Origin of the sequence: Mastigocoleus testarum BC008 (assembly GCF_001456025.1) — a bacterium.
In the GTDB taxonomy this organism is placed as follows: domain Bacteria; phylum Cyanobacteriota; class Cyanobacteriia; order Cyanobacteriales; family Nostocaceae; genus Mastigocoleus; species Mastigocoleus testarum.
Genome location: NZ_LMTZ01000162.1, coordinates 134734 through 156174 on the forward strand (window position 1 = coordinate 134734; position 21441 = coordinate 156174).

The window sequence follows — 21441 nt, forward strand, 5'->3', positions numbered from 1 at the left end:
GATTCTTCGATTGAAAGGTTATTACAAATTCTGACCAACAAACACCCTGCGATGAGTTAATATATATTTACAATTTAAGTAGGTTAACGTTGATATTCACCCGGATATCCGAGTGGATACTATCCGGAATGTTATCCACTTGTCAGCAAGAATAGTCAGTGGATAGTAGTAATACCTCAGAACCTTCGAGCATACTTAGCATATCGATAACTAAAGAAAAAATGCTCGACAAAAAAAAGAAAAATTCAAACATCAAAATTATTTCCAGTTTCTTAAAAGAGCAAATTACTCATATTTATAACAGTAATTATATCTAAATTTGACTTTAAAGATAAGTTAATCATACTGTTTTTTTACTATTAAATTTTGACTGCATATTTATTTGGCATTTCCGAAAGCTATGTAATTAGAGACTTCAAAGCTTTATTCATATTTGTAAAAATTATCTTCTGTAATATTGGCTGTCTTCAAAACAGCTTCAAAATTATTTCTGTCCTGTGTCTTTTGTGTCAGGTTTCGTTGTAAAAACAACTTTATAAATCTGATGTTTTCTATTTCGCTATTATCCAGAAAGTATATAATTCTCCATTTAACTTGGTTCGCTTTTTTCCTATCGTTTTTAGTATGGTTTAGTTTTGCACCTTTTGCGCTCGAAGTTCACAATGATTTAAGTCTGACTTCGGAACAACTTAAAACCTTAGCTATTTGCAATCTAGCCCTAACGATACCAGCAAGAATCTTGATTGGGATGTTGTTAGACCGTTGGGGAGCGCGAATTACCTTTGCTGGTGTCCTAGTATTTGCTGTAATTCCTTGCTTTATGACTGGATTTGCAACTAGTTTTCACCAACTTGTCTATAGCAGTTTGACTATGGGTGTAATGGGTGCAGGTTTTGTGGTAGGAGTACGCATGGTTGCAGAATGGTTTTCATCCCAAGAGATTGGTATTGCTCAAGGAATATACGGTGGTTGGGGTAATTTTGGTGCTGCTGCATCCCAATTTTTATTACCATCCTTAGGAACAGCAACAGCAATGTTTGCAATGGGAGAGGTAAACTGGCGATTTGCAATATGTTTTGTTGGGATTGTTTGTGCAATTTATGGTGTTATCTATTGGTTTAATGTTCGAGATACCCCACCTGGACAAGAATTTCGTCGTCCCCAACGTAGCGGAGCGATCCAAGTTACCAGTCGCAGCAGTTTTTGGGCTATGACTGCAATGGATTTAGGATTGTTATTATCCTTGGGTTTACTGTCTCTTCCCTTACATTCGGATTCAATTAATTTTCTCAACGACAGTCAATTTATTTTGATTTGGATTGCGATCGCTGTTTTATATCTCTTTCAATTTTTCAAATCATGGGAAGTGAATCGGGAGTTAATTGGTTCAATCAATCCTTTCAGTAACAACTTTTTGCAGTCAGAGCGAACCTATCCCCCATCGGAGCGCTATGAGTTTAGACAGATTGCTTTATTAAGCTTTACCTACTTGACCAATTTTGGTTCGCAAATTGCAGTGGTTTCTATATTACCAACTTTTTTTGCTCAAACTTTAAGCCTAAATTTCGTCCATGCTGGTTTTGTTGCTGCGAGTTTTCCCTTTCTCAATTTAATTTCTCGTCCTAGTGGTGGATTAATTTCTGATCGTTTAGGAAATCGCAAATGGGTAATGACAGGTTTAACTGTAGGAATCGGAGTTGGTTACTTGTTGATGGGAAGAATAGACGAAAATTGGACACTTATGAGTGCAATTTTAGTGACAATATTTTGTGCTTACTTCGTTCAAGCTGGTGCTGGTGCAACATTTAGTATAGTTCCTTTGATTAGACGGGAAATTACGGGACAAATTGCAGGTAATGTTGGTGCTTATGGAAATGTAGGTGGCGTACTTTTTCTAACTATTTATAACTTTAGTGATACTCAAACTTTATTTAACGTGATGGGTATAACTGCGTTGATTTGTGCAAGTTTATGTGTCTTTTTTCTCAAAGAGCCTAATCATTAGTTAGATATAAATTTACTTGTTATAAGTTAGTTCCCTACAAATTAATTAACTCCAAATCTCATCTATTAATCAATTTAAATATACAAGCGTATGCTATTTGGCTGCTATCCACTCGAAACCAAAAATTATGATTTGGTAGTAGCCATATTTTCTCCGTAGCATTCCCCAGGATTATTTCTAAATTTACTCAGCATGTATTGACAAATAAACAAATATATTTTGCAGAAAAGATGAATCATAAAATAAGAGTTCAATCAATTATTGAACAATATCGTTATTTGTTTCCTGCAAGTTTAAAAACTAATAGATTAGGTAAAAAATCAAAAAAATCAAGTAAAACAAATTCGGGTAATCTAAATGTAGATAAAATAACCCCAAGCAAGACAAAATTAGTTAAAGACTCTATTATCTCTGAGGCTGCAGATTTTATTAAAATTTTTTATAAGGAACGAAATATACCAACTGCAAATCTTGAAAAACGACTGATTGAAATATACAGTGAATTAGAAAAAACAGGAACATATCGACAAACTCAAGAAGAAATTACCTATGGATCCAAATTAGCTTGGCGACACAGTTCGCGCTGTATAGGGAGAATATTTTGGCAGACATTAATGGTTCGCGACCTGAGACATTTATCGACCGCAGAAGAAATATTTCAGGCAATATTAGAACATATTCAGTTAGCAACAAATGGTGGCAAAATTAGATCTATAATTTCAATTTTTCCAGCTAATAAACCAGGAGAACCAGGTATTCGGATTTGGAACCCTTTACTAATTCGCTATGCAGGTTATGAACAGGCTGATGGTACAATTATTGGCGATCCAGCACAACTCGAACTCACGAAAATCTGTCAGACAATGGGGTGGAAAGGTAAAGGAACTCCATTCGATATTTTGCCATTAATTATTCAAATGCCAGGAGAAAAACCACAATTATTTGAAATTCCTCAAGACATAGTTTTAGAAGTTCCAATTACCCATCCCGAATTACCTTGGTTTGCAGATTTAGGTTTAAAATGGCATGCTTTACCTTGTGTTTCTAGTCATTGTTTGGAAATCGGCGGAGTGTCATATTCTGCAGCACCATTTAATGGTTGGTATATGAGTACGGAAATCGCTTCCCGTAACTTTGGTGATGCTCATCGCTACAATTTACTTCCAACTATTGCTGAAAAGTTGGGATTGGATATTAACTCTAAATTATCTTTATGGAAGGACAAAGCATTAATTGAATTAAATACCGCTGTTTTACATTCATTTGGTAATAGTGGAATTTTAATGGTCGATCATCATACAGCTTCAGAACAATTCATGATGCATTGTAAGCGCGAAGCTAGTGAAGGTAGAACTGTTCCTGCTGATTGGGGCTGGATTATTCCACCAATTTCAGCTTCAGCAACAAAAGTATTTCATCAAGAATTTGAAAATACACTTTTAAAACCTAATTTATTTCCCCAACCCGAACCTTGGAAAAATATAGGAACGGGAGGAAAATGTCCATTTCATTAGAATTTTAAGTCAGGAGTCAGGAGTTAGGAGTCAGGAGTCAGGAGTTAGGAGTTAGGAGTCAGGAGTTAGGAGTCAGGAGTCAGGAGTCAGGAGTTAGGAGTCAGGAGTCAGGAGTCAGGAGTTAGGAGTTAGGAGTCAGGAGTCAGGAGTCAGGAGTTAGGAGTTAGGAGTTAGGAGTTAGGAGTTAGGAGTCAGGAGTCAGGAGTCAGGAGTTAGGAGTTAGGAGTTAGGAGTTAGGAGTTAGGAGTTAGGAGTCAGGAGTTAGGAGTCAGGAGTTAGGAGTTAGGAGTTAGGAGTCAGGAGTTAGGAGTTAGGAGTTAGGAGTTAGGAGTTAGGAGTTAGGAGTTAGGAGTTAGGAGTCAGGAGTTGGGAGTTGGGAGTTAGGAGTTAGGAGTCAGGAGTTGGGAGTTGGGAGTTATGAATTTTTAATATCTTATTTCTTCTCTTCGAAAACCAGAGTAACCATCTGTTGTAAACCAATATTCCCAACTTCCCCCAGAAGCTGTTAACCAATTATTCAGATCGAATAAACCACTTCCTTCAGGCGTTCCTGAAATTCTATAAACCTTTACTGCTCGTCCGTAATTATCCCAAATTAAGGGCGAACCGGGTTGTATTTGTTCCGGGAAAGCACCATTAGTTTGTAAAAAATAGGCATCTTGTCCCCGATCAGAACCGTTCCCGAAAACCCGACCAATTCCCTTCTCATCAATACCTACAAATGCACCTTCTTCTAAACCGATACCATAAACTTTATGATTCTCAGCCACCATAATTCGAGCAATTAACCCAAAGATTCTTCCATACCTAGTTTCGGGATGACGGTCGTTATGTCTATCTAAGTGAGTATCAGTAATGACATGCTTGAGGTAAGGAACTTGAAGAAAATCACTACGATAAATATCTTTAGTGTTGGTATGAAAAGGATCATTTAAAATTTCTGAACTTATCAACCCTTGTCGAGAGGGAGCATAATAATAATCCCCTAAAATCGCCATCCCGGCGCTGGTTCCAGCAACAGGAATTTTTTTATGATTAATTAAATAGTTAATAGCATCTTGTGTTGCTGTTCCTTCCCAGTAATCTTCATATTCATTTTGATCTCCACCAGCAAAGAATAAAGCGTCAGCATTTTTAATATATTCCACTACATCAGGATTATTTGCTGCTTCTCGACTATCAATAGAAAGTTCTGCTGCAGAATTGATCGAGTGACTATAATTATCCGCTACCCACTGGGCTTGTCTACCTATTCCCCTGCAACGTAAAACTAAATAATCTCCTCGATCTGCTTGTTTTAAAAACCATTGAGTTGCTGCATCTTCTCCTACTGTTCCTCCCTCTGAACCACCGATTAAGAGAACGGCGGGTTTTTGAGTAGAAATATTTACCTTTCCATACTCTAAAAAGTATTCATAGTTTTCACTATCGTCTGTTCGTCTAAAATCAGAGATTTTTCTCGACATAAACTGGTTACCTTCACTTCTCGTAAATACCACTCTTGTGAAATTCCCCCATAGCAATACTTCCTGCTGGTCAATCAAAGTTTTGATGAACTACACAAAAAATTGACCTAGAAGGATAGTAGAAGCTGACAAAAAAATCACTAAAACGTAACAGTTTATACTTGCAATGACTAGATGTATTTTCAAACTATTGTTCGCAGTGCTTGCTGACTTTTGAATTCCTATAAATCTATCGGAAAAGGAGAATATGAAAAGATTTACACCTTTACTAAGTTGGATTTAAGGGGTAGAACTTAGCTCGAATACATACCCTAGTTTTGTTGTCTGCGATTTAATTCCATTCCATTTTTTACTATTTCTGTTTTTTGATTTCTGTTCAATTTATCAACTATGCAGAGAGTTAATTGTTCGGGATGACGCTTTATTAAAATGCGATTGCTTTGCACGCGCTGACGAGAACATAGAACACCTATACGGCATTTATCGTTGTTTTGTATGTTCTTTTTCTAAAGTAGGAATAACATTGGCTACATAAACTTAAAAACTAGTTAAAACATATATAGTATCTGTTTACTTATAGCTGCAAATCAGCAAAAATAACTATGCATATTGCTTACTTTGATTGAGTAGCCCCTATGTCCCTCTGTATTAATCCCCATTGCTCCAAGCCAGATAATTCTGACAACATATTGTTTTGTCAAAGTTGTGGTTCAGAATTGCTGTTGGAAGGACGCTATCGAGCAACCAAGTTATTAGGACGAGGTGGTTTTGGTCAAACTTATGAGGTGAGTGATGCCCGTAGGAATATTCCTAAGGTACTAAAAATTCTCATCAACAATCAACCCAAAGCAGTGGAGTTATTTCAACGGGAAGCAGAGGTTTTAAAAACATTAAATCATCCCGGTATTCCCAAGGTTGAAGAAGACGATTATTTTGTTTATTTACCCAGAAGTCAGCAACCATTGCACTGTCTAGTGATGGAGAAAATTGAAGGGATGGACTTATATCGTTATTTGGAAAAGCGAGATGGTCGTCCGATTAATCAAAAGTTAGCAGTGCAATGGTTAAAGGAAATAGTCACTATTCTTCATTTAGTCCACGAGCGAAAATATTTTCATAGAGATATTAAACCTCCAAATATTATGCTCGGGGCAAAGGGGAATTTAGTACTAATTGATTTTGGAGCAGCACGTCAAGCAACACGAACATACTATGTCGCTCACCAAAAAGGTAATGTTACAGGTGTGATATCCGTTGGGTATACTCCAAGCGAACAAATCAATGGTCAGGCGATACCACAGTCAGATTTTTTTGCTTTAGGGCGCACGTTTGTATTTCTACTTACGGGTAAAGAACCTAACGATCCAGCAATTTTTGACTCATATAATGATCGGGTGGATTGGCGTGACAAGGTACCGGAAATCTCACCAAAGTTTGCAGATTTAATCGATAGAATGATGGCACGTTCGCCTAGTCAACGTCCTGCTAACACAAAGGAGATTTTACAAGGTTTGGCAGAAGTTGAGCAAGTAGTGAATCCCTCACGGAAAAGTTCTCAATCGAAGCGATCGATACCTCCTCTTTCACAATTACCACCAACTGAAGTAAATCCACAAACTCCAACTTCAGATCCAACTACTCCGAAGAAAAATATTGGGTTGGGTTTTTGGTGGTGGTGGTTACTAGCAAATTTAGCTGGTTTTTTATCTTTTGGTATGTTGCTCCCAGTTACCCAATGGCTGGTTTTACGAGGTAGGGTACATTCTTTGCCTAAAACGGCTTGGTGGGTTTTGGTAACTGCTGTGGGGATTGTTTCAGGTGTTTTTGTATTGATGATTATGGCGGATTTTATAGGATCGTCTGATGCTATGGTGGTTTTTACATTAGGTGCTATAGGTGGTGTACTTGGAACTATACAATGGCTGTTACTGCGGCAATGGATTTCCCAGGCTAGTTCGTGGATTTTAGTCAATGCTATCGCGGGCGTTATGAGTGCTGTTGTAGGTAATACCTTAGATGATGTTGGCTATGATACTTTTTTAGTTTGGTTTGCCGTATTAACAATCTTCTCAGGAATTACGGGATTTGCTCTGATGCAGCTACTGAAAAATCCGATTTCAAAATCTTAAAACAAGGATGTGTTACAACAGGAAACATCGCAAAGGTAAATAAATATATAAACGAATATATTGTTTTGCCATAACACACCGATCTAGTAATTAGCTTTTGGGTTTTAGAGCCTTTTAAAACATCTTTAAAGCAGCACCGATACTTAAAAACTCTTTAAATCATCGCTACAACTTTTTCTAATAATCCTGCGAACATCTTCAAACCGTCAGTACCTCCGAGCATTGGATCGGCTGCTCTTTCTGGATGGGGCATCATTCCAATCACATTACCCTGAAGATTGCAAATTCCAGCAATATTATTTAAAGAACCATTAGGGTTATCACTTTCATAGCGAAAAACGACTTGGTTGTTTCCTTCTATTTCCGCCAATATAGCTTCACTTGCATAAAATTGTCCTTCACCGTGGGCGATAGGTAAGGTAATAACCTCACCTTCGTTATAAGTTGTAGTCCAAGCTAGATCGTTACGTTCTACCGTCAATGAAACGCGATCGCAAATAAAATGCATATCTCGATTTCGTACTAATATTCCTGGTAAAAGTCCCGACTCAGTCAATACCTGAAAACCATTACAAATTCCTAGGACAAATTTACCTTGATTTGTATGTTCTATAACCTGTTGCATCACCGGAGAAAACCTAGCGATCGCACCACAACGTAAGTAATCTCCGTAACTAAAACCACCAGGAATTACAATAACATCTATATCGGAAATATCAGTTTCTTGGTGCCAAATCATACGTGTTGGTTGCTTGAGAATATCTCGAGTTACGTAAGCAACATCGCGATCGCAATTTGAACCGGGAAAAACAATAACGCCAAATTTCATTTTTTATAGGTAACTGGTAACTGGTAACTGGTAACTGACAACTGTCAAACAATTCCCGTTTGTGTTTCTACTTCTCTCATGTCAAAGCGATAGTTTTCAATCACAGGATTCGCTAACATGGTGTCACAAATGCGGTCAAGATTTTCTCGGGCAATTCTCTCATTAGGAGCTGTAATATTTAATTCAATGTATTTACCAATTCTTACTTGTTCGACAGTACTGTATCCTAATTGTTGAAGTCCAGATTCTACCGCCGTTCCGGCTGGATCTAACACAGAAGGACGAAGAGTAACAAAAATTTTGACCTGATATTTACTTTTCACTAGCTTTAATTGAATACTGCTACGCTAATACTATTATTTTTCTGCGATGATTGGGTATTTGCAATATTATCAAATGATATGAAGATATTAAATTAGATTTAAAGCTAAAGGGCTTTCAAGCAAAAGAACTATGAGCTAAATCACGTGTATTTTATTTTTTTAATAAAATTAAGTTCTAATAGGGTAAATTCTCCATTTGCCCATAATGAAGAAATATTTACTTAAATCTTGGTGAAAAATTTCGCCAATGTCAATTTTGCTAATCTCTAACTACAACCAGTGGGAATTATAATTTTTCTATGAAAGTAATACGCACTCGCTCTCAAGAAAGAGTTTTGAGGCTACTCAAAACTATTAAGCAGAGTATTTCTGCACAAGATATTTATGTTAAATTGCGTAAAAGAAACCAAGGCATAGGTTTAGCAACGGTTTATCGTTCTTTAGAAGCTTTAAAACTTGAAGGCTTAGTACAAGTAAGAACTTTGAGTAATGGTGAGGCTGTTTACAGCTTAGTAAAACAAGATAAACATTATTTGACTTGCCTGCAATGTGGTAATTCTATTCCTATTAAGCAATGCCCGGTCCATCAACTAGAAACTGATTTACAAAATAATCATGACTTTAAAATCTTTTATCATACCTTAGAATTCTTCGGTTTATGTAATCACTGTCAAATAGAACAAGCAGCAGAAGAAACTGCATGATATCATCATTTCATTGCAGTAGGCAGTAAATAGATATGAGCAAAAGTACAGTTGTGCTAATTAACCTGTGCTAATTAACCCTGTTCTCTGTTCTCTTTCATAAACGTTCTGCTTGTCGCGTTCTAAGTGTGGCAATCTTAAAGGAAATTGGTCTTAAAAATTAAGAGTTAAGAGTTTGAAAAATCAGAACCCTTAACTCTCAAATTTCAATAACCTAAGCTTCGTATGGTAACTGGTTATTGGTTAGCGGAGAAATTTGAATATTGAAAATTTGAAAAAAGCTCGAAAAATTTATTAACTAAAATTTCCGTTGGTATTTACGCTGGCATCTATTTGGCTATCGGAAACTATGGATCGTATGCCTTCTAAAGTACCAGGAATAGTACGAGGATCCATAAACATGACCTTGCTACTATCACTTTTACCGATTGTTGCTCCCATGTCAAGATATCCCAAAGCAAGTAATACTTCTAAAGCTTGTTTGGCTGTGGCATGAGTTTGCATTTTTTGAGAGATGATATCTGTGGCTTCAGCAATAGCTTGGGCTTGAAGAACCTTTTGTTGGCGCTCTGCTTGGGCTCTAAGTACTACAGCTTTCTGGTCTGCTTCTGCTCCCAAAATCACTGCTTTTTGATGGGCTTCTGCTTCTAATACTTGAGCATCAGCTTTACCTTTTGCGGAGTTAACAGCAGATTCCCTTTCCCCTTCAGAAGTTAAAATAGCTGCACGTTTACGTCTTTCTGCTGACATTTGGAGTTCCATTGCTTCCAAGACTGCTGGTGCAGGAACGATGTCTCGTAATTCTACCCGCGTTACTTTTACACCCCAAGGATCAGTAGCAATATCCAAATCTCTTAATAGAATTTCATTAATTTGAGCGCGAGCGGTAAAGGTATCATCAAGTTCGAGTTTACCCATTTCGGCGCGGACTTGGGTTAGCACCAAATTTGTCATGGCTGAATGGAGATTTTCGACTTTATAGTAAGCTTTCTCCATATCCACGATCCGCCAATACACTACCGCATCTACGGTAATTGAGACGTTGTCACGGGTAATACATTGCTGCGGAGGAATATCTAAAACCTTTTCTCGGATAGTTTCTTTGTAAACAACATTATCTAAAAAAGGGAAAACAAAGTTTAGTCCTGGTTCTAATTTTTTGTTGTAGCTACCTAATCTTTCAACTAAAGCTTCATTACCTTGATTTACAACTTTGACAGAACCAACTAGAGCAGAACCCCCAAACACCAACGATATCAATAAAAATAATGGATTCATTTTGATTCTCCCTATTTTTGTTTGGTAATTATTTGATTTGGTAATTATTTGATTTGGTAATTATTTGATTTGGTAATTATGTGATTTGGGAATTATGTGATTTGGGAATAAATATTAAGAATGCAAAAGATTTTCGGGCATCACAATTAAAGTCGTACCTTCTCGTGCTACTACATATACTGGTGCATTCGGTGCAATGGCTATTGTTGCATCATCACATCTAGCTCGCCAAGAACTACCTTCATATAAAACTCTCCCAGCTTTACCCGGAGGAATTTCTGTTAAAGTTTCAGCAGTAATTGTTTCGCGAATTTTAGATTTTCCTTTAGGGTGGGATATCAGACGTCGGGTGTATACTACCGAAAATGTGGAAAGGGATAACCAAACTAAACCTTGCAACCACACATTTCCAATAAACAGGGACATAGCCGCAACTAAAATAGCACTGACACCCATCATCAAAGCTACAAAAGCTGTTGGTAAGAACAGTTCTGTTAAACATAGACCTGCTCCAAAGATGAGCCAGATTAAAGTAATGTTTGGCATAGTGCTGCCTTATAAATTACATTCTTGAAAATGTATGTATTTATAATTTAGATACAGTTCCCACTAGTATATTTTAGTAAATATATGCTAAGTATTTATACTTTATACTCGAATTATTAACTAACCAGGAACAGTGACCAGTGGAGAAACTAATATGACATAACGCAGTGAATTATTAGTACAAGCGCGCAAGCGTAATTTAGTACTGGCTGCACGTTAGCAAATTAACTAGCGTTAACCGTGGAAGACCATTAATTATATATAGTCTAATCTAACTTTTTTGAATTTGGCGGTAAGTTTTCATCTAAGTTTACTTGTTTCATTTTTTATTTTTCGTTTTTTGATTCTTAACTCTTACTAACCAACTCTTAACTCTTAATTTTTACCTCCTGATTCTTAACTCTTGATTATTAATTATTAATTCTTAAGCTCTTGGATTTATACTGGTATGATTTCTAGCCAATTAACTCAATCAACAATTTATTGCACCAACCCAGAGTGCGATTTTCCCATTAATCAAATCGGCAATACTTTTTGTGCTGGTTGTCAAACACCTCTAATTCGCCGCTATTTATGGGCGGTTGGGGAAGGAGCAGAGCGAGTACCCCTGGGAGAAAAAATGGGGGAGCGATACGAAGTCATTGCACCCCGTCTATGGCTGGACACTAAACCTGGAATGTCGCCGTATATACCTGAGGCTGATTCTTTACCGCCGGAAATAATTCCATATTCACCACTGTATTCTTTGCGGTTACACTTACCAACTATTTATGGTTTTACTAAGCTACCAACAGGTACCGATAATATTATTTTGTTAGACAATTTACCTGTAGATGAAACTGGCGGTCTTTACCCATCAATTACTGATTCATGGGAAAAAGTAAGTCCGGTTCGTCAAGTATATTGGTTATGGCAAATTCTCCAATTGTGGACGCCACTTAAGGAGCAAAATGTTGCAAGTAGTCTGTTAGTGGCGGATAATTTGCGCGTTCAAGGTTGGTGTGTCCGATTATTAGAACTTACAGCAGATTCCTTATCTGATACTCAGTCACTGAGTATTAAACAACTAGCAGAAAGCTGGCAGATTTGGGTAGAAACAACTAAGTCAAATGTATCGACGGTGTTACAGGAAATAGTCACCCAAATGCAGAGTGATGAGGTAGAGCTAACAGAAATTCAGTACCAACTTAATCAATTACTACTTTCATTAGCTGGCGAACTACCCCTAAGTTTGGAAGTTGTAGGTGGAACGGATACCGGTCCAGTCTTAAGTAAAAATGAAGATACTTGCTTTCCTCTGAGAAAAGATGCTGATGATTCCTTGTTACCCAACTTAGCAATTATTTGTGATGGGATTGGCGGACATCAAGGGGGTGAGGTTGCTAGTAATTTGGCGGTACAGTCGGTAAAACTACAGGTACAAGCCTTTTTAAGTGAAGTTGCATTACAAAAAGAACTAACATCTCCAGATTTATTAGAAAAGCAATTAGAAGCAAGTTTGCGGGTTGTAAATAACTTAATTTATACAGCCAATAACGAACAGAATCGCGTTTCTAGGGAGCGGATGGCGACTACCATTGTTATCGGGGTTCAAGTACCGCAATCAGTGCAGACTTTCTCGGGTCGGAAGTCGGGAAACGCCCATGAATTATATATTGCTAGTGTGGGTGATAGTCGTGCATATTGGATTACTGCTGAATATTGTCAGTTGCTGACTGTAGATGATGATGTAGTGGGAAGGGAAGTACGAAGTGGACGTCGTTTATATCAGCAAGCATTACACTGTGAGGATGCTTCTGCTTTAATTCAAGCTTTGGGAACAAAAGATGGAGAATTATTGCAACCATCGGTGCAAAGATTCATTCTTGAAGAAGATGGTTTATTGCTACTATGTTCTGATGGGTTAAGCGATAATAATTGGGTACAACAGTCATGGCGGAGTTTTGCTGTCCCAGTTTTAGCTGAGCAGGTTTCCTTGCAAGACACTTTAGATTCTTGGATCCGATTAGCAAACATGAAAAATGGTCATGACAATACTTCAATTGTTTTGATTCATTGTCGGGTATCTCCTGAATATCCATCCCTGAGCAGTCATCTTTCAAGTAGTGATTCCCTCAGTACTAATTCTTTAAGTAATAATTCTTCAGATAACATAAGTGAAACAATTGCATTTACTAAATCTCCATCTGTTGAAAAATCTGAAGTTAAAAATCTAGATCTGGATTTAGATCTAACTTTACCGGATCCAGAAGAAGATATCTCCCCAACAACTCCAGTCTCAGAAAGTTCTGTATCAGAAAGTTCAAACCCAGAAAATGCAAGTGCTGAAGAAGTCACACTTTCCAAAAAATCTAAGAAGGGTACTTCCCTGAGGGTAACGATATTGAGTTTAAGTTTATTGGGCTTAATATTTGCAAGTGCTGCGGGAATAATTTTCTGGAGACGAACTTCTCCAAAAACTTTCAACCAAACTTGTAAACAACTTCCACCAGGTTTAGAGGAGATTTGTCCGCGATAGAGTAATAAGTAATGAGTAATAAGTAACAAGTAATGAGTGAAGAATTTCCAATTACCAATTACCGATTACCAATTACCAATTACCAATTACCGATTACCAATTAACAATTACCAATTACCAATTACCAATTACCAATTACCAATTACCAATCATGCTTGATTTTACAGTTTGGGATGAATTACTTCGTCGGTATGTAAATGAAAAGGGACTGGTAAATTATGCTGCTTGGAAAAGAGAACAACCTCAAGTACTTGCTAATTGGTTGTCGAGTCTCCAGGGTATGGAACTTAATTCAGATGCTAGTTCTTCTGAACAGTTAGCGTTATGGATTAATTTGTACAATGCATTTACCATCGCAACAATTTTAGAAAAATATCCCATTAAATCGGTTCTTCCCAAAATTTTTGATCGTATTCCTAACTGGATTGCTTTTTTGTGGTTTTTTCAACGTCGAATTTATGATGCTTTCGGTAAACGTTATAGTTTGGCTGAAATCGAAAATCAAATTCTTCGCCAAGATTTAAAGGAACCACGAATTCATTTTGCTATTGTTTGTGCTTCGGTGGGTTGTCCCCTACTGCGATCGCAAGCTTATATTCCCGAACTAGTGGAACAGCAATTAGATGAAGATGCTCGTCGTTTTATTAATAATCCAGATAAGGTTCGTTATGATTCTTCTTCGGGAATACTTTACTGTAATAAAATCTTCAAGTGGTATCGTCAGGATTTTCTGTCGGTAGCAAATTCAATTCCAGAATATATTCATTCCTATCTAGAGACAGATTTACCTTTAACTGCTAATACAGCGATCGCTTACCTCCATTACGACTGGAGTTTGAATCAACGAATATCCTGATAAAACTGTTTGAGATAATTTGCATCTACACCTATTCCCCATAAAACCCCAATGTAAATATAAATTGCAGTTGCTTTCCAAGCACCCCACCGAGCTACCCGACGGTCGGAACTTTGGACTATGCGGTTAACTAAACGAATTCGTCCTTTGCGAGCAAGTTTGCAACATAAATCTCCATCTTCCATAATTGGTAACTTGTGATCGAATCCCCCAAATTCCCAAAAATCATTGCGACGACAAAATATTACTTGATCTCCAAATAACAAACGTAATCCTTTCCAAAATGAAAGAGGTTTGAAAATTAAAGGAGCGTAATAAGTTTTCAAGTAATTATGGAGAGAAATTCCCCACCGCGTTGAATTAGCTCCAACCATTAAAGAAATAAATCCTCCAGCAGCAACTTTTGGATCTGTTAGGGTTTTTTGAATAATTGCGATCGCATCATTTGGTAACCAAGTATCCGCATGCAAAAAACAAAGAATATCTCCCGTTGCAATATCTGCACCTTGATTCATTTGAATGGAACGACCGCGCTTTGAACTAAATATGATTTTTGTTTTGATTGATTGGGGAAATAATTCAAAACTAGTTTTGACTCGATCTACTGTTTCATCTTCGCTTCCTGCATCGATAACTATAACTTCGTGGGGTGGAGGGTTGAGTACAGTTAATTGCTGTAAAGTCTGTTGAATCGTGCTTTCTTCGTTTAGAGCAGGAATAATTATCGAAACGTCCCTACGGACACGCTTTGCTAACAAAAGTCAAAAGATAATTAATTTACAAGGAGTTGCGGTACTCTGGTTTGAGTAGTTTTCCCCATAATTTATTATATGGGTGTACCGACTTTACTAATTGGTTTTTCTGAAAAACTGGTTTTTCTTCATTCACCCATTGGAAGATACCACCACTTAAATTGAAAACGCGAGAAAAACCGGCTTTGACGAGGGAATTTGCAACGTCAGCACTACGGTAACCGATAGAGCAATAAACCACGATTGGTGTATCTAGCGTAGAGACGTGACATGTCACATCTTCTAATAAATCTTGCACAGACGTAAACAATTCAGCAGTTTTAAGATGACTAAGTTCATATTCTTCGATATGACGTGCATCGATTAATAATGGATCTGATTTATCGGGGTCTTTTAGCCAGAGATCTAGTTCTTGGGTTGTTAGTGGTTTTACTTGGGGAAAGTTTAATTTGATGAGAAACTGTAGGAGATTAAGTGTTAATCTTCGCCAAGATGGGAGCATTTCTTAGTCAAATTATTTAGAACTTTGAATTATCAAATTTGTGAAAATTTGATAATTCATGAAAATATGCGTACAACGTCGAAGTAGTTATCTTTTATAAGTTACAAATCTCTGCCCGAGAGAGAAAACTTATAATAGTCTGATTATGAAGACTGATTACTGATGATTCCCAACTCAATCTATTGTTCTTCGTGTAACGTCGATTTACAGGTAATGGGAGACTACCTCGAGTTGGAGTGCTGAAATTAAATTGTAAATCGCGTGGACCTAACCAAGAACCCCTTTCGCGCCAACCTACACGATCTCCGAAATCAACTAATTTTCGTTCATCGTCGTATTGTAGTGTAACTCCCAAGCTTTGGTAAATTTCTTGTTGAACACTAAAGCCAAAGTATCCCTGACTGTAGGCGACCCACAATAAATTTATGATATAGAAATCTTCACAAGGAAATTTTTCGATATCTTCTATATTCAGATACCTCTGTTCGTCCCTCCTCACAGCTTTTAATATTATATGTAAAGTTTCATCATCAGCTTCTCGCCATTTTTTTCTGTACAAAAAGTCTGAAAGTTTTTTATATCGAGATGGTAACTTTACCCTAGATAATCTAATTTTACCATTTTCTTCAATTGGTTTATAAAATGTTTCTAATTTACTTAATTGAGAATTTAAATATTTTCCAGTCAACCAAGTACAAAAACGATTGATATCCCTTTTATTTAGTCCGTTAACTGCTTTCTTTGCATCTCCAAATATAAATCTATTATTTAGCCATTTCTTTGGGGAAGTATGTTGTGAATCATTTATAAATAACTGATATTCAGCACAAGTTATATAACTATTATCTTGCTCTAAAATTTCATTTACCCGTGTTAGATTATTTAACTGTCGTGCTAATTGTACTTCAGCAGCTAACTTAAATATTTCTGCATCATCTGATTCTAAACCTGCATCCAGTTTATCTATTAACTGTTGCCTTACTTGTTTATCAATTCGCCAACCTTCTTCTTCATAATACGCTATTACTAGAAATGCATTAACTGACGGTGAAGGCATATTAATAATCGTACTGACAATGTTAGTTGCATCTTTTGATTGTGCGCCGTATAAACGAATAGTTTCTGACCACCAAGTTTGATCTATGTTTTGAATTAATATATTTTCTTGATGGGATTCACTGATTTCAATAGCAGCTAGATATTCTTGAAAGCTTAAGTGTGCAAATTCATATTCTCCTATTTCCTTTTCGACTAACAAAGCACAATCATCTTGAATATGTTTGATAAAATCTCTTGTATTATTTAAGTTTGGTAAATTAGTTAACTGTTGAGATATCCAATTTTTAGCTTCAGCTAATGTAAATTCTCGTGTTTGCTTTTGCATTAAACTTAATGCTAGTACTTGCAAAACTGATTGTTTTTGCGAAGCAGTTAAACCATGGAATATATTTTTAGCTCTTTGACGTTTTTCTAGTAAAATCTGACAAATATCTTTATATAATTCTACTCTTTTTCCTGGTAAAACATTTCCTCGACGATGAACAGTCGCAATCATTTTCAGTAATAGTGGGTTTACAGCCATTGCAACTAAAGGACGATTATTAATAATCCGCTCAATCAAATTAATAGCCTTTTCTTCTGCGACTTGTTTAACTCCATCGTCAAATTGTCCTGCGCGACTTTTTATTTCTGTCTGTAAATACCAACGCTGTAAAAAATTTGTGATTTGTTCCCGATTAAATGGCTGAACTTCTAATTGATTAACTGCAATTCTTGATTTTACTTCTTTGTAACCATTGGGACGAGAAGTGAGAATAAAAACTGTATCAGGATAGTCTTGCATTTGACTATCTATCCAAGTTCTCACTTGCTGGCGTTGGGTTTTATTTGCAACTTCATCTAATCCATCCAGCATAATGATAAATTCGTTTTTCTGTAACTTATTATTTACCCAATTAGAAGGTGGAATTAGATTTTTATTATTGATTTTTAAATTTTCTATATATTGCTGTATTAATGTTTTTAATGATGATTTATTACTGATTATTAAGTCACGTATATCACGCAAATAGAATAAAACTGGAATAAGTTTTGGTGCTTTTTTATTAATTTCCTGCTCTTTTTTTATACTATAGATAAGTGTTAAATGTCTTAGTAATGTTGTTTTACCAGAACCTGGTCTACCTAAAATTACTAATCTTTTATATATACCTCTTCCTCCTAGATCTCTCGCAGCTAAACAATCCCAAATTGTTAAGTCTACCAAAGACTTATTTTGTGATACAGGGATAATATCTTGTCTCGTATTACTTGCATTATTTGCTGCTATTTTTAGAGGAACGAATACTTTCTGTAATTCTAAAGTAAACTCATTATCTAAACCTTGGGTTTCATCATCTCGACATTTATACTCTAATGCTTTGTAATAACTATTTTGAAAATCTGAAACCAAATCTTCCAGTCTGTCATTAATCAATTGACCTGTTTTTATAGCTTGCTGACGCTGTAGTTTTACCCAAAACAATCCTACATCTTTAATTATCTGAGCTAAAAACTCCCGTATTGTCAATGATACAATAAAAATTAAAGTAAAAATAAAAGATATAAATGCAGCATCTAAGTTGCGAATAATAAAATTATGAAATGTTAAAAATACTCCAATCCCAGACAATAAGAATAATAATATATTTTGCCATAATTTCGGAATTAATAGAAAGCTTGGTATTATTGCACCAAATCCACATAAAATTAATGATATGTAACCAAATAGGATATTATATTGTCCAGTTAAGATATTAAATTGCTGTAATCCATAGATGATACCACCTACTATAAGTAGTGATAATCCAGCGAGCGAATTTGATTGTGAATTTATATTATGTTTTGTTTATTTTGGTTGTATGTCTGTCATTAAAAAAGTGAGAATACAAAGTATAACAGTACAAACAACTGTAACAATCAATATTATCTTTGGATCTGCTTTAATACCCGGTATTTGATTGATAAAGTAGGCCAAAATACCGTTAATTAGTACTGTAAATATTGGCGCTAAATAGTATTTTGTAAATTTAGGCATACTTTTCGAGTACTTTTAGCTATTTGTATTTTTATAAACAGAGAATTGGCATATCTAAATATTCACATTTAACCACATCTAAATATTTAATTATAGGATTTCAGGTTACAAAACCCTAAACAGCTTATTATTAGACATCTCCGAAAAAGAATATAAAAGCCTTGTGTTGTCAGGGGTGATATCTCATTCCTGGAGATGTCTATTATATTTCGCCAAAATCATACTGATAATATATGAGGTGCGTTACGCTTCGCTAACAGCACCCTACAAATCATTGCAAAATAGAAAGAATCTTCCCAAATATTAAGTATTTTGAATTATGCTCTCTTCAAATTCTTAAATAAACTAATTATCACCAAAGCTGTTACACATAAAAAAGCCACAATCTTGATGATATGGTTTTCCCAATTTTTAATTGCGATCGCAACTAAAGCCCAAATAGTTACACCTGTATAAGTAAGGTCTCTATTTTGCAGGACAGTAACGACAGAAATTGCAGCAGCGACCAATGTCATAATTACAGTCCAAGCTTGAGCAGATATACCCCAACTATTCCAATTTTGAGCGTACAAAGCAGAGGCGACATTAACAACCGTAGCAACGCTAATCCAACCTAGATAAATCCCTATGGGATAATGAACGCACCATCTTTTGACACGAGATGTCGCAGTCTTACTAGTTCCCAAATGCAGATATGTTGCAATCAGTGGTAGCAAAATTATAACCATTGCGACTACTGAAAGTGTAAATAAACGAAATGAAAACAAATATACCCAAATACTTTGAGCAATAGATGCAATTACTAAAAAATACCCGATTTTACGTAAATCGGGGTCATTTCTCTGGTTAGGTAAGACTTGATAAGTAGCGAAAGCAAATAATCCGAGGTAGATTAACCCCCAAATAACAAATGCATAATTAGCAGGAATAATCAAAACTTCTTTGAACAAAGTATTAGAGATTTGACCAATAGTAAGTCCATTAAACGGGAAAATATTTGATGCAACGTTGACGACGAAAGCTAGGATAATTGCTACAAGAGTGACAATTTGTCGCAGAAAATCCCGGTGGTTACTAGATGAAGAATGCTGCATGGAATTGAAGAAAATTACCTATTTTCAATATTCTCACTTCCCCAATAAGGAATACAACTCTCCTAAATCGGGAGAAAGGGTATGGTGATTATTAGATATAAATAATACTTCAATCCCACAACTAAAAACCTAAGCTATTAAACAGTTTTGAGTTTCAATATATTAAATGACTGTGACTATTCTTAGTAAGTCAATCGTCCGTTTCTATTGTGAATATCATTTAACCTAATTGAGGTATTTCTGTATCTACCATTTCTTTTTCTACAAGATGCGACTAATGTACTTCCTCTAACTCCAATTTTACGACAACTTCTTTGGAAGGAGGCTGATTCTCTTCCACCACTAAATCTTAGGACGCCGTTATCATTATAAATTCCCTGTAAACGTATTGAACTTTTCTTATAGCGACCATTTATCATACGACAACTGGATTGCAAGTAAGCATTACCCCTAAAACTTACTATTCCGCTCCTGCGACAGGTTTTCTGAAAAGTTGATGGGGCAGCAGAAGCGGGGGGATTAATTGCTAAAATAGCAGAACTACCAACGATTATTGCACCAACTGATAGTAAGAGTTTCTTTTTAATAGACATAACTTTATCCTTTATCTTTTGATAGGTTAGTTTTTCAAAATTCTGTTTTGGCTTGTTTGCCATTCTTTCTATACATTAATAAATTCATGCTTGCAAAATAAACTACAAAATCTGGTCTATTTAATACACTTTTTTGAACAAATATTAGCGTAATTATGCACGCAGTATTGCAGAAAACTGCATGCTACCTATCGAATAATGCATTACAATGTAAGGCCGGTAAAGGTTAATTTAAGTTACTAAAAGCTAAGAAAAGTAATAGTTTAACTGAAGCTTACAAGCTCCTAGTAATAGGGTATAACGAATAAAAAGCTGCTCAAGATGTCTAATAATGAGTAGCTTTATATATCAATTAACTTTCAGATTGTAACCTTGAATTATTTATCAGCTTTCTTCGGGACCTACAATATTAGCAGCAGGAGGATTACTATCGTCACCGATCGTTATCTTAATATTAATCTTCTTCCTTGACGGTCAAAAGTATCTTTCCCAGGTGTTTTAAACTCTATTTTTTAGGACATTTTGATACAGCACAGAAGGAGGAAATTTTATTAGCAAACCTACCAAGACTTCGTCCCGTGTTGGGTCTGACCACAGTAGATCGACCTTTGAAATTTTTCCCAGTATAGAACCTCCAGGCTACACTGCTATTGATTTCAACAAAATCAGCTCTATTATCAAAACCAACTTTACTGAGATCTGATATACCGCTGTTACTCCCAAATGAGCCTCTTCTATCTCTATCCCTTAAAGTTACTTCTTTTAAAGCTCTCGAATTTCTTCTAGGTCTTGCAGATGCTTCTGAAAGAGTAAGCGTAGTTCCAGCAACAGAAGTTAATGTTAAAAGTGCTAGAGCAGTTAGCTGTTTATTAAATTTGAACATGATTGTTATTTCCTAGGTTGAGGATTTATCGTAAAACTTTGCTTTATGTATTTCCAATTAATAGATTAATGTATTTGATTTAGTCAGATAAACTACAAAAAGTGGTGTTTGCATTACATTTATGTGAATATTAATATGCTGAATTATGTATGTTAAATGCCAGAAAAGTGTATGCTATCTATCAAATGCCAAACATAATTTAATTGTAAAAAAAGATTAATTTAAGTTGATTAAATATAAAAAATTAACAAATAAACTGAGTCTTAAAAGCTTATAACATAGGATATGACGAATAAAAAGCTACTCAAAATGTCTAATAATGAGTAGCTTTATATAAAAATTAAGTTTTAGATTTTAACCCTGAATTATTTTT

18 protein-coding genes are annotated in these 21441 nt (G+C 35.8%); 7 read left to right on the forward strand and 11 right to left on the reverse strand.

From position 1 onward, the window contains the following. Positions 1 to 544: 544 nt before the first annotated feature. Both BC008_RS43630 and BC008_RS43635 read left to right on the forward strand, forming a co-directional pair. Positions 545 to 2005 (forward strand): NarK family nitrate/nitrite MFS transporter, encoded by a 1461-nt coding sequence (locus BC008_RS43630; protein ID WP_058184789.1) that lies wholly within the window; start codon positions 545 to 547, stop codon positions 2003 to 2005. 230 nt (positions 2006 to 2235) lie between these two features. Continuing rightward, entirely contained in the window at positions 2236 to 3519 is a 1284-nt protein-coding gene (locus BC008_RS43635; protein WP_082650748.1) for a nitric oxide synthase oxygenase, read from the forward strand. Between the two features lie 425 nt (positions 3520 to 3944). Here BC008_RS43635 and BC008_RS43640 read toward each other — a convergent pair whose 3' ends face one another. Then, the gene (locus BC008_RS43640) at positions 3945 to 4985 is read right to left on the reverse strand and encodes a cyanophycinase (RefSeq protein ID WP_058184118.1); all 1041 of its coding nucleotides are present in this window, start codon (positions 4983 to 4985) and stop codon (positions 3945 to 3947) included. Between the two features lie 635 nt (positions 4986 to 5620). Here BC008_RS43640 and BC008_RS47920 point away from each other — a divergent pair. Then, entirely contained in the window at positions 5621 to 7114 is a 1494-nt protein-coding gene (locus BC008_RS47920; protein WP_082650662.1) for a protein kinase domain-containing protein, read from the forward strand. A 154-nt stretch (positions 7115 to 7268) separates the two neighbouring features. Here BC008_RS47920 and purQ read toward each other — a convergent pair whose 3' ends face one another. Continuing rightward, complete coding sequence (gene purQ / locus BC008_RS43650; protein ID WP_027845670.1) at positions 7269 to 7943, reverse strand: phosphoribosylformylglycinamidine synthase subunit PurQ; 675 nt, start codon at positions 7941 to 7943, stop codon at positions 7269 to 7271. Between the two features lie 44 nt (positions 7944 to 7987). Further along, positions 7988 to 8266 (reverse strand): phosphoribosylformylglycinamidine synthase subunit PurS, encoded by a 279-nt coding sequence (gene purS / locus BC008_RS43655; RefSeq protein ID WP_027845671.1) that lies wholly within the window; start codon positions 8264 to 8266, stop codon positions 7988 to 7990. Between the two features lie 299 nt (positions 8267 to 8565). Here purS and BC008_RS43660 point away from each other — a divergent pair, with 299 nt between their 5' ends. Continuing rightward, entirely contained in the window at positions 8566 to 8970 is a 405-nt protein-coding gene (locus tag BC008_RS43660) for a Fur family transcriptional regulator (RefSeq protein ID WP_027845672.1), read from the forward strand. A gap of 294 nt (positions 8971 to 9264) precedes the next feature. On the opposite strand, the gene BC008_RS43665 is transcribed toward BC008_RS43660, so the two are convergent. Together BC008_RS43665 and BC008_RS43670 are read right to left on the reverse strand one after the other, a co-directional pair. Then, positions 9265 to 10248 carry an SPFH domain-containing protein gene (locus tag BC008_RS43665; RefSeq protein WP_027845673.1) on the reverse strand — a complete coding sequence of 328 codons (984 nt, stop codon included), beginning with the start codon at positions 10246 to 10248 and terminating at the stop codon, positions 9265 to 9267. A gap of 114 nt (positions 10249 to 10362) precedes the next feature. After that, a complete protein-coding gene (locus tag BC008_RS43670) occupies positions 10363 to 10794 on the reverse strand; it encodes an NfeD family protein (RefSeq protein WP_036267449.1) in 432 nt (143 codons plus the stop codon). A 448-nt stretch (positions 10795 to 11242) separates the two neighbouring features. Between BC008_RS43670 and BC008_RS43675 the strand changes: the two genes are divergently transcribed. Genes BC008_RS43675 through BC008_RS43680 form a run of 3 tightly spaced genes read left to right on the forward strand, consistent with a single transcriptional unit; the run spans position 11243 to position 14168 of the window. Then, on the forward strand, positions 11243 to 13312 hold the full coding sequence (locus tag BC008_RS43675) for a PP2C family protein-serine/threonine phosphatase (RefSeq protein ID WP_027845675.1): 2070 nt from the start codon (positions 11243 to 11245) through the stop codon (positions 13310 to 13312). 36 nt (positions 13313 to 13348) lie between these two features. Next, positions 13349 to 13471, forward strand: a complete 123-nt coding sequence (locus BC008_RS52400) for a hypothetical protein (protein ID WP_268768253.1) — start codon at positions 13349 to 13351, stop codon at positions 13469 to 13471. Further along, entirely contained in the window at positions 13464 to 14168 is a 705-nt protein-coding gene (locus tag BC008_RS43680; RefSeq protein WP_027845366.1) for a DUF547 domain-containing protein, read from the forward strand. The genes BC008_RS52400 and BC008_RS43680 overlap by 8 nt, the downstream gene beginning before the upstream one ends. On the opposite strand, the gene BC008_RS43685 is transcribed toward BC008_RS43680, so the two are convergent. The 6 genes from BC008_RS43685 to BC008_RS43710 form a co-directional block, all read right to left on the reverse strand. Next, on the reverse strand, positions 14153 to 14926 hold the full coding sequence (locus BC008_RS43685; RefSeq protein WP_027845367.1) for a TIGR04283 family arsenosugar biosynthesis glycosyltransferase: 774 nt from the start codon (positions 14924 to 14926) through the stop codon (positions 14153 to 14155). The genes BC008_RS43680 and BC008_RS43685 overlap by 16 nt on opposite strands. 19 nt (positions 14927 to 14945) lie before the next feature. Further along, positions 14946 to 15422 (reverse strand): rhodanese-like domain-containing protein, encoded by a 477-nt coding sequence (locus BC008_RS43690; protein WP_027845368.1) that lies wholly within the window; start codon positions 15420 to 15422, stop codon positions 14946 to 14948. Positions 15423 to 15516: 94 nt separating this feature from the next. Continuing rightward, the gene (locus BC008_RS43695; protein ID WP_153009682.1) at positions 15517 to 17991 is read right to left on the reverse strand and encodes a GUN4 domain-containing protein; all 2475 of its coding nucleotides are present in this window, start codon (positions 17989 to 17991) and stop codon (positions 15517 to 15519) included. Positions 17992 to 18815: 824 nt separating this feature from the next. Beyond that, positions 18816 to 19592: a hypothetical protein gene (locus BC008_RS43700; RefSeq protein WP_027845370.1), complete on the reverse strand. Its 777-nt coding sequence runs from the start codon at positions 19590 to 19592 to the stop codon at positions 18816 to 18818. A 182-nt stretch (positions 19593 to 19774) separates the two neighbouring features. Continuing rightward, positions 19775 to 20185, reverse strand: coding sequence for a mannose-binding lectin (locus BC008_RS43705; RefSeq protein WP_161938178.1), 411 nt, complete (start codon positions 20183 to 20185; stop codon positions 19775 to 19777). A 505-nt stretch (positions 20186 to 20690) separates the two neighbouring features. Continuing rightward, positions 20691 to 21068 carry a hypothetical protein gene (locus BC008_RS43710; RefSeq protein ID WP_058184120.1) on the reverse strand — a complete coding sequence of 126 codons (378 nt, stop codon included), beginning with the start codon at positions 21066 to 21068 and terminating at the stop codon, positions 20691 to 20693. Positions 21069 to 21441: the final 373 nt, after the last annotated feature.

Bases quoted from the DNA above. Each gene is read 5' to 3' on its own strand.
- BC008_RS43710 (WP_058184120.1), bottom strand. From the start codon at position 21,068: ATGTTCAAATTTAATAAACAGCTAACTGCTCTAGCACTTTTAACATTA.
- BC008_RS43675 (WP_027845675.1), top strand. From the start codon at position 11,243: ATGATTTCTAGCCAATTAACTCAATCAACAATTTATTGCACCAACCCA.
- BC008_RS43630 (WP_058184789.1), top strand. From the start codon at position 545: ATGTTTTCTATTTCGCTATTATCCAGAAAGTATATAATTCTCCATTTA.
- BC008_RS43635 (WP_082650748.1), top strand. From the start codon at position 2,236: ATGAATCATAAAATAAGAGTTCAATCAATTATTGAACAATATCGTTAT.
- BC008_RS43665 (WP_027845673.1), bottom strand. From the start codon at position 10,248: ATGAATCCATTATTTTTATTGATATCGTTGGTGTTTGGGGGTTCTGCT.
- BC008_RS43660 (WP_027845672.1), top strand. From the start codon at position 8,566: ATGAAAGTAATACGCACTCGCTCTCAAGAAAGAGTTTTGAGGCTACTC.
- BC008_RS43670 (WP_036267449.1), bottom strand. From the start codon at position 10,794: ATGCCAAACATTACTTTAATCTGGCTCATCTTTGGAGCAGGTCTATGT.
- BC008_RS47920 (WP_082650662.1), top strand. From the start codon at position 5,621: ATGTCCCTCTGTATTAATCCCCATTGCTCCAAGCCAGATAATTCTGAC.
- purQ (WP_027845670.1), bottom strand. From the start codon at position 7,943: ATGAAATTTGGCGTTATTGTTTTTCCCGGTTCAAATTGCGATCGCGAT.
- BC008_RS43700 (WP_027845370.1), bottom strand. From the start codon at position 19,592: ATGCAGCATTCTTCATCTAGTAACCACCGGGATTTTCTGCGACAAATT.
- BC008_RS43640 (WP_058184118.1), bottom strand. From the start codon at position 4,985: ATGTCGAGAAAAATCTCTGATTTTAGACGAACAGACGATAGTGAAAAC.
- BC008_RS43680 (WP_027845366.1), top strand. From the start codon at position 13,464: ATGCTTGATTTTACAGTTTGGGATGAATTACTTCGTCGGTATGTAAAT.
- BC008_RS43690 (WP_027845368.1), bottom strand. From the start codon at position 15,422: ATGCTCCCATCTTGGCGAAGATTAACACTTAATCTCCTACAGTTTCTC.
- BC008_RS43705 (WP_161938178.1), bottom strand. From the start codon at position 20,185: ATGTCTATTAAAAAGAAACTCTTACTATCAGTTGGTGCAATAATCGTT.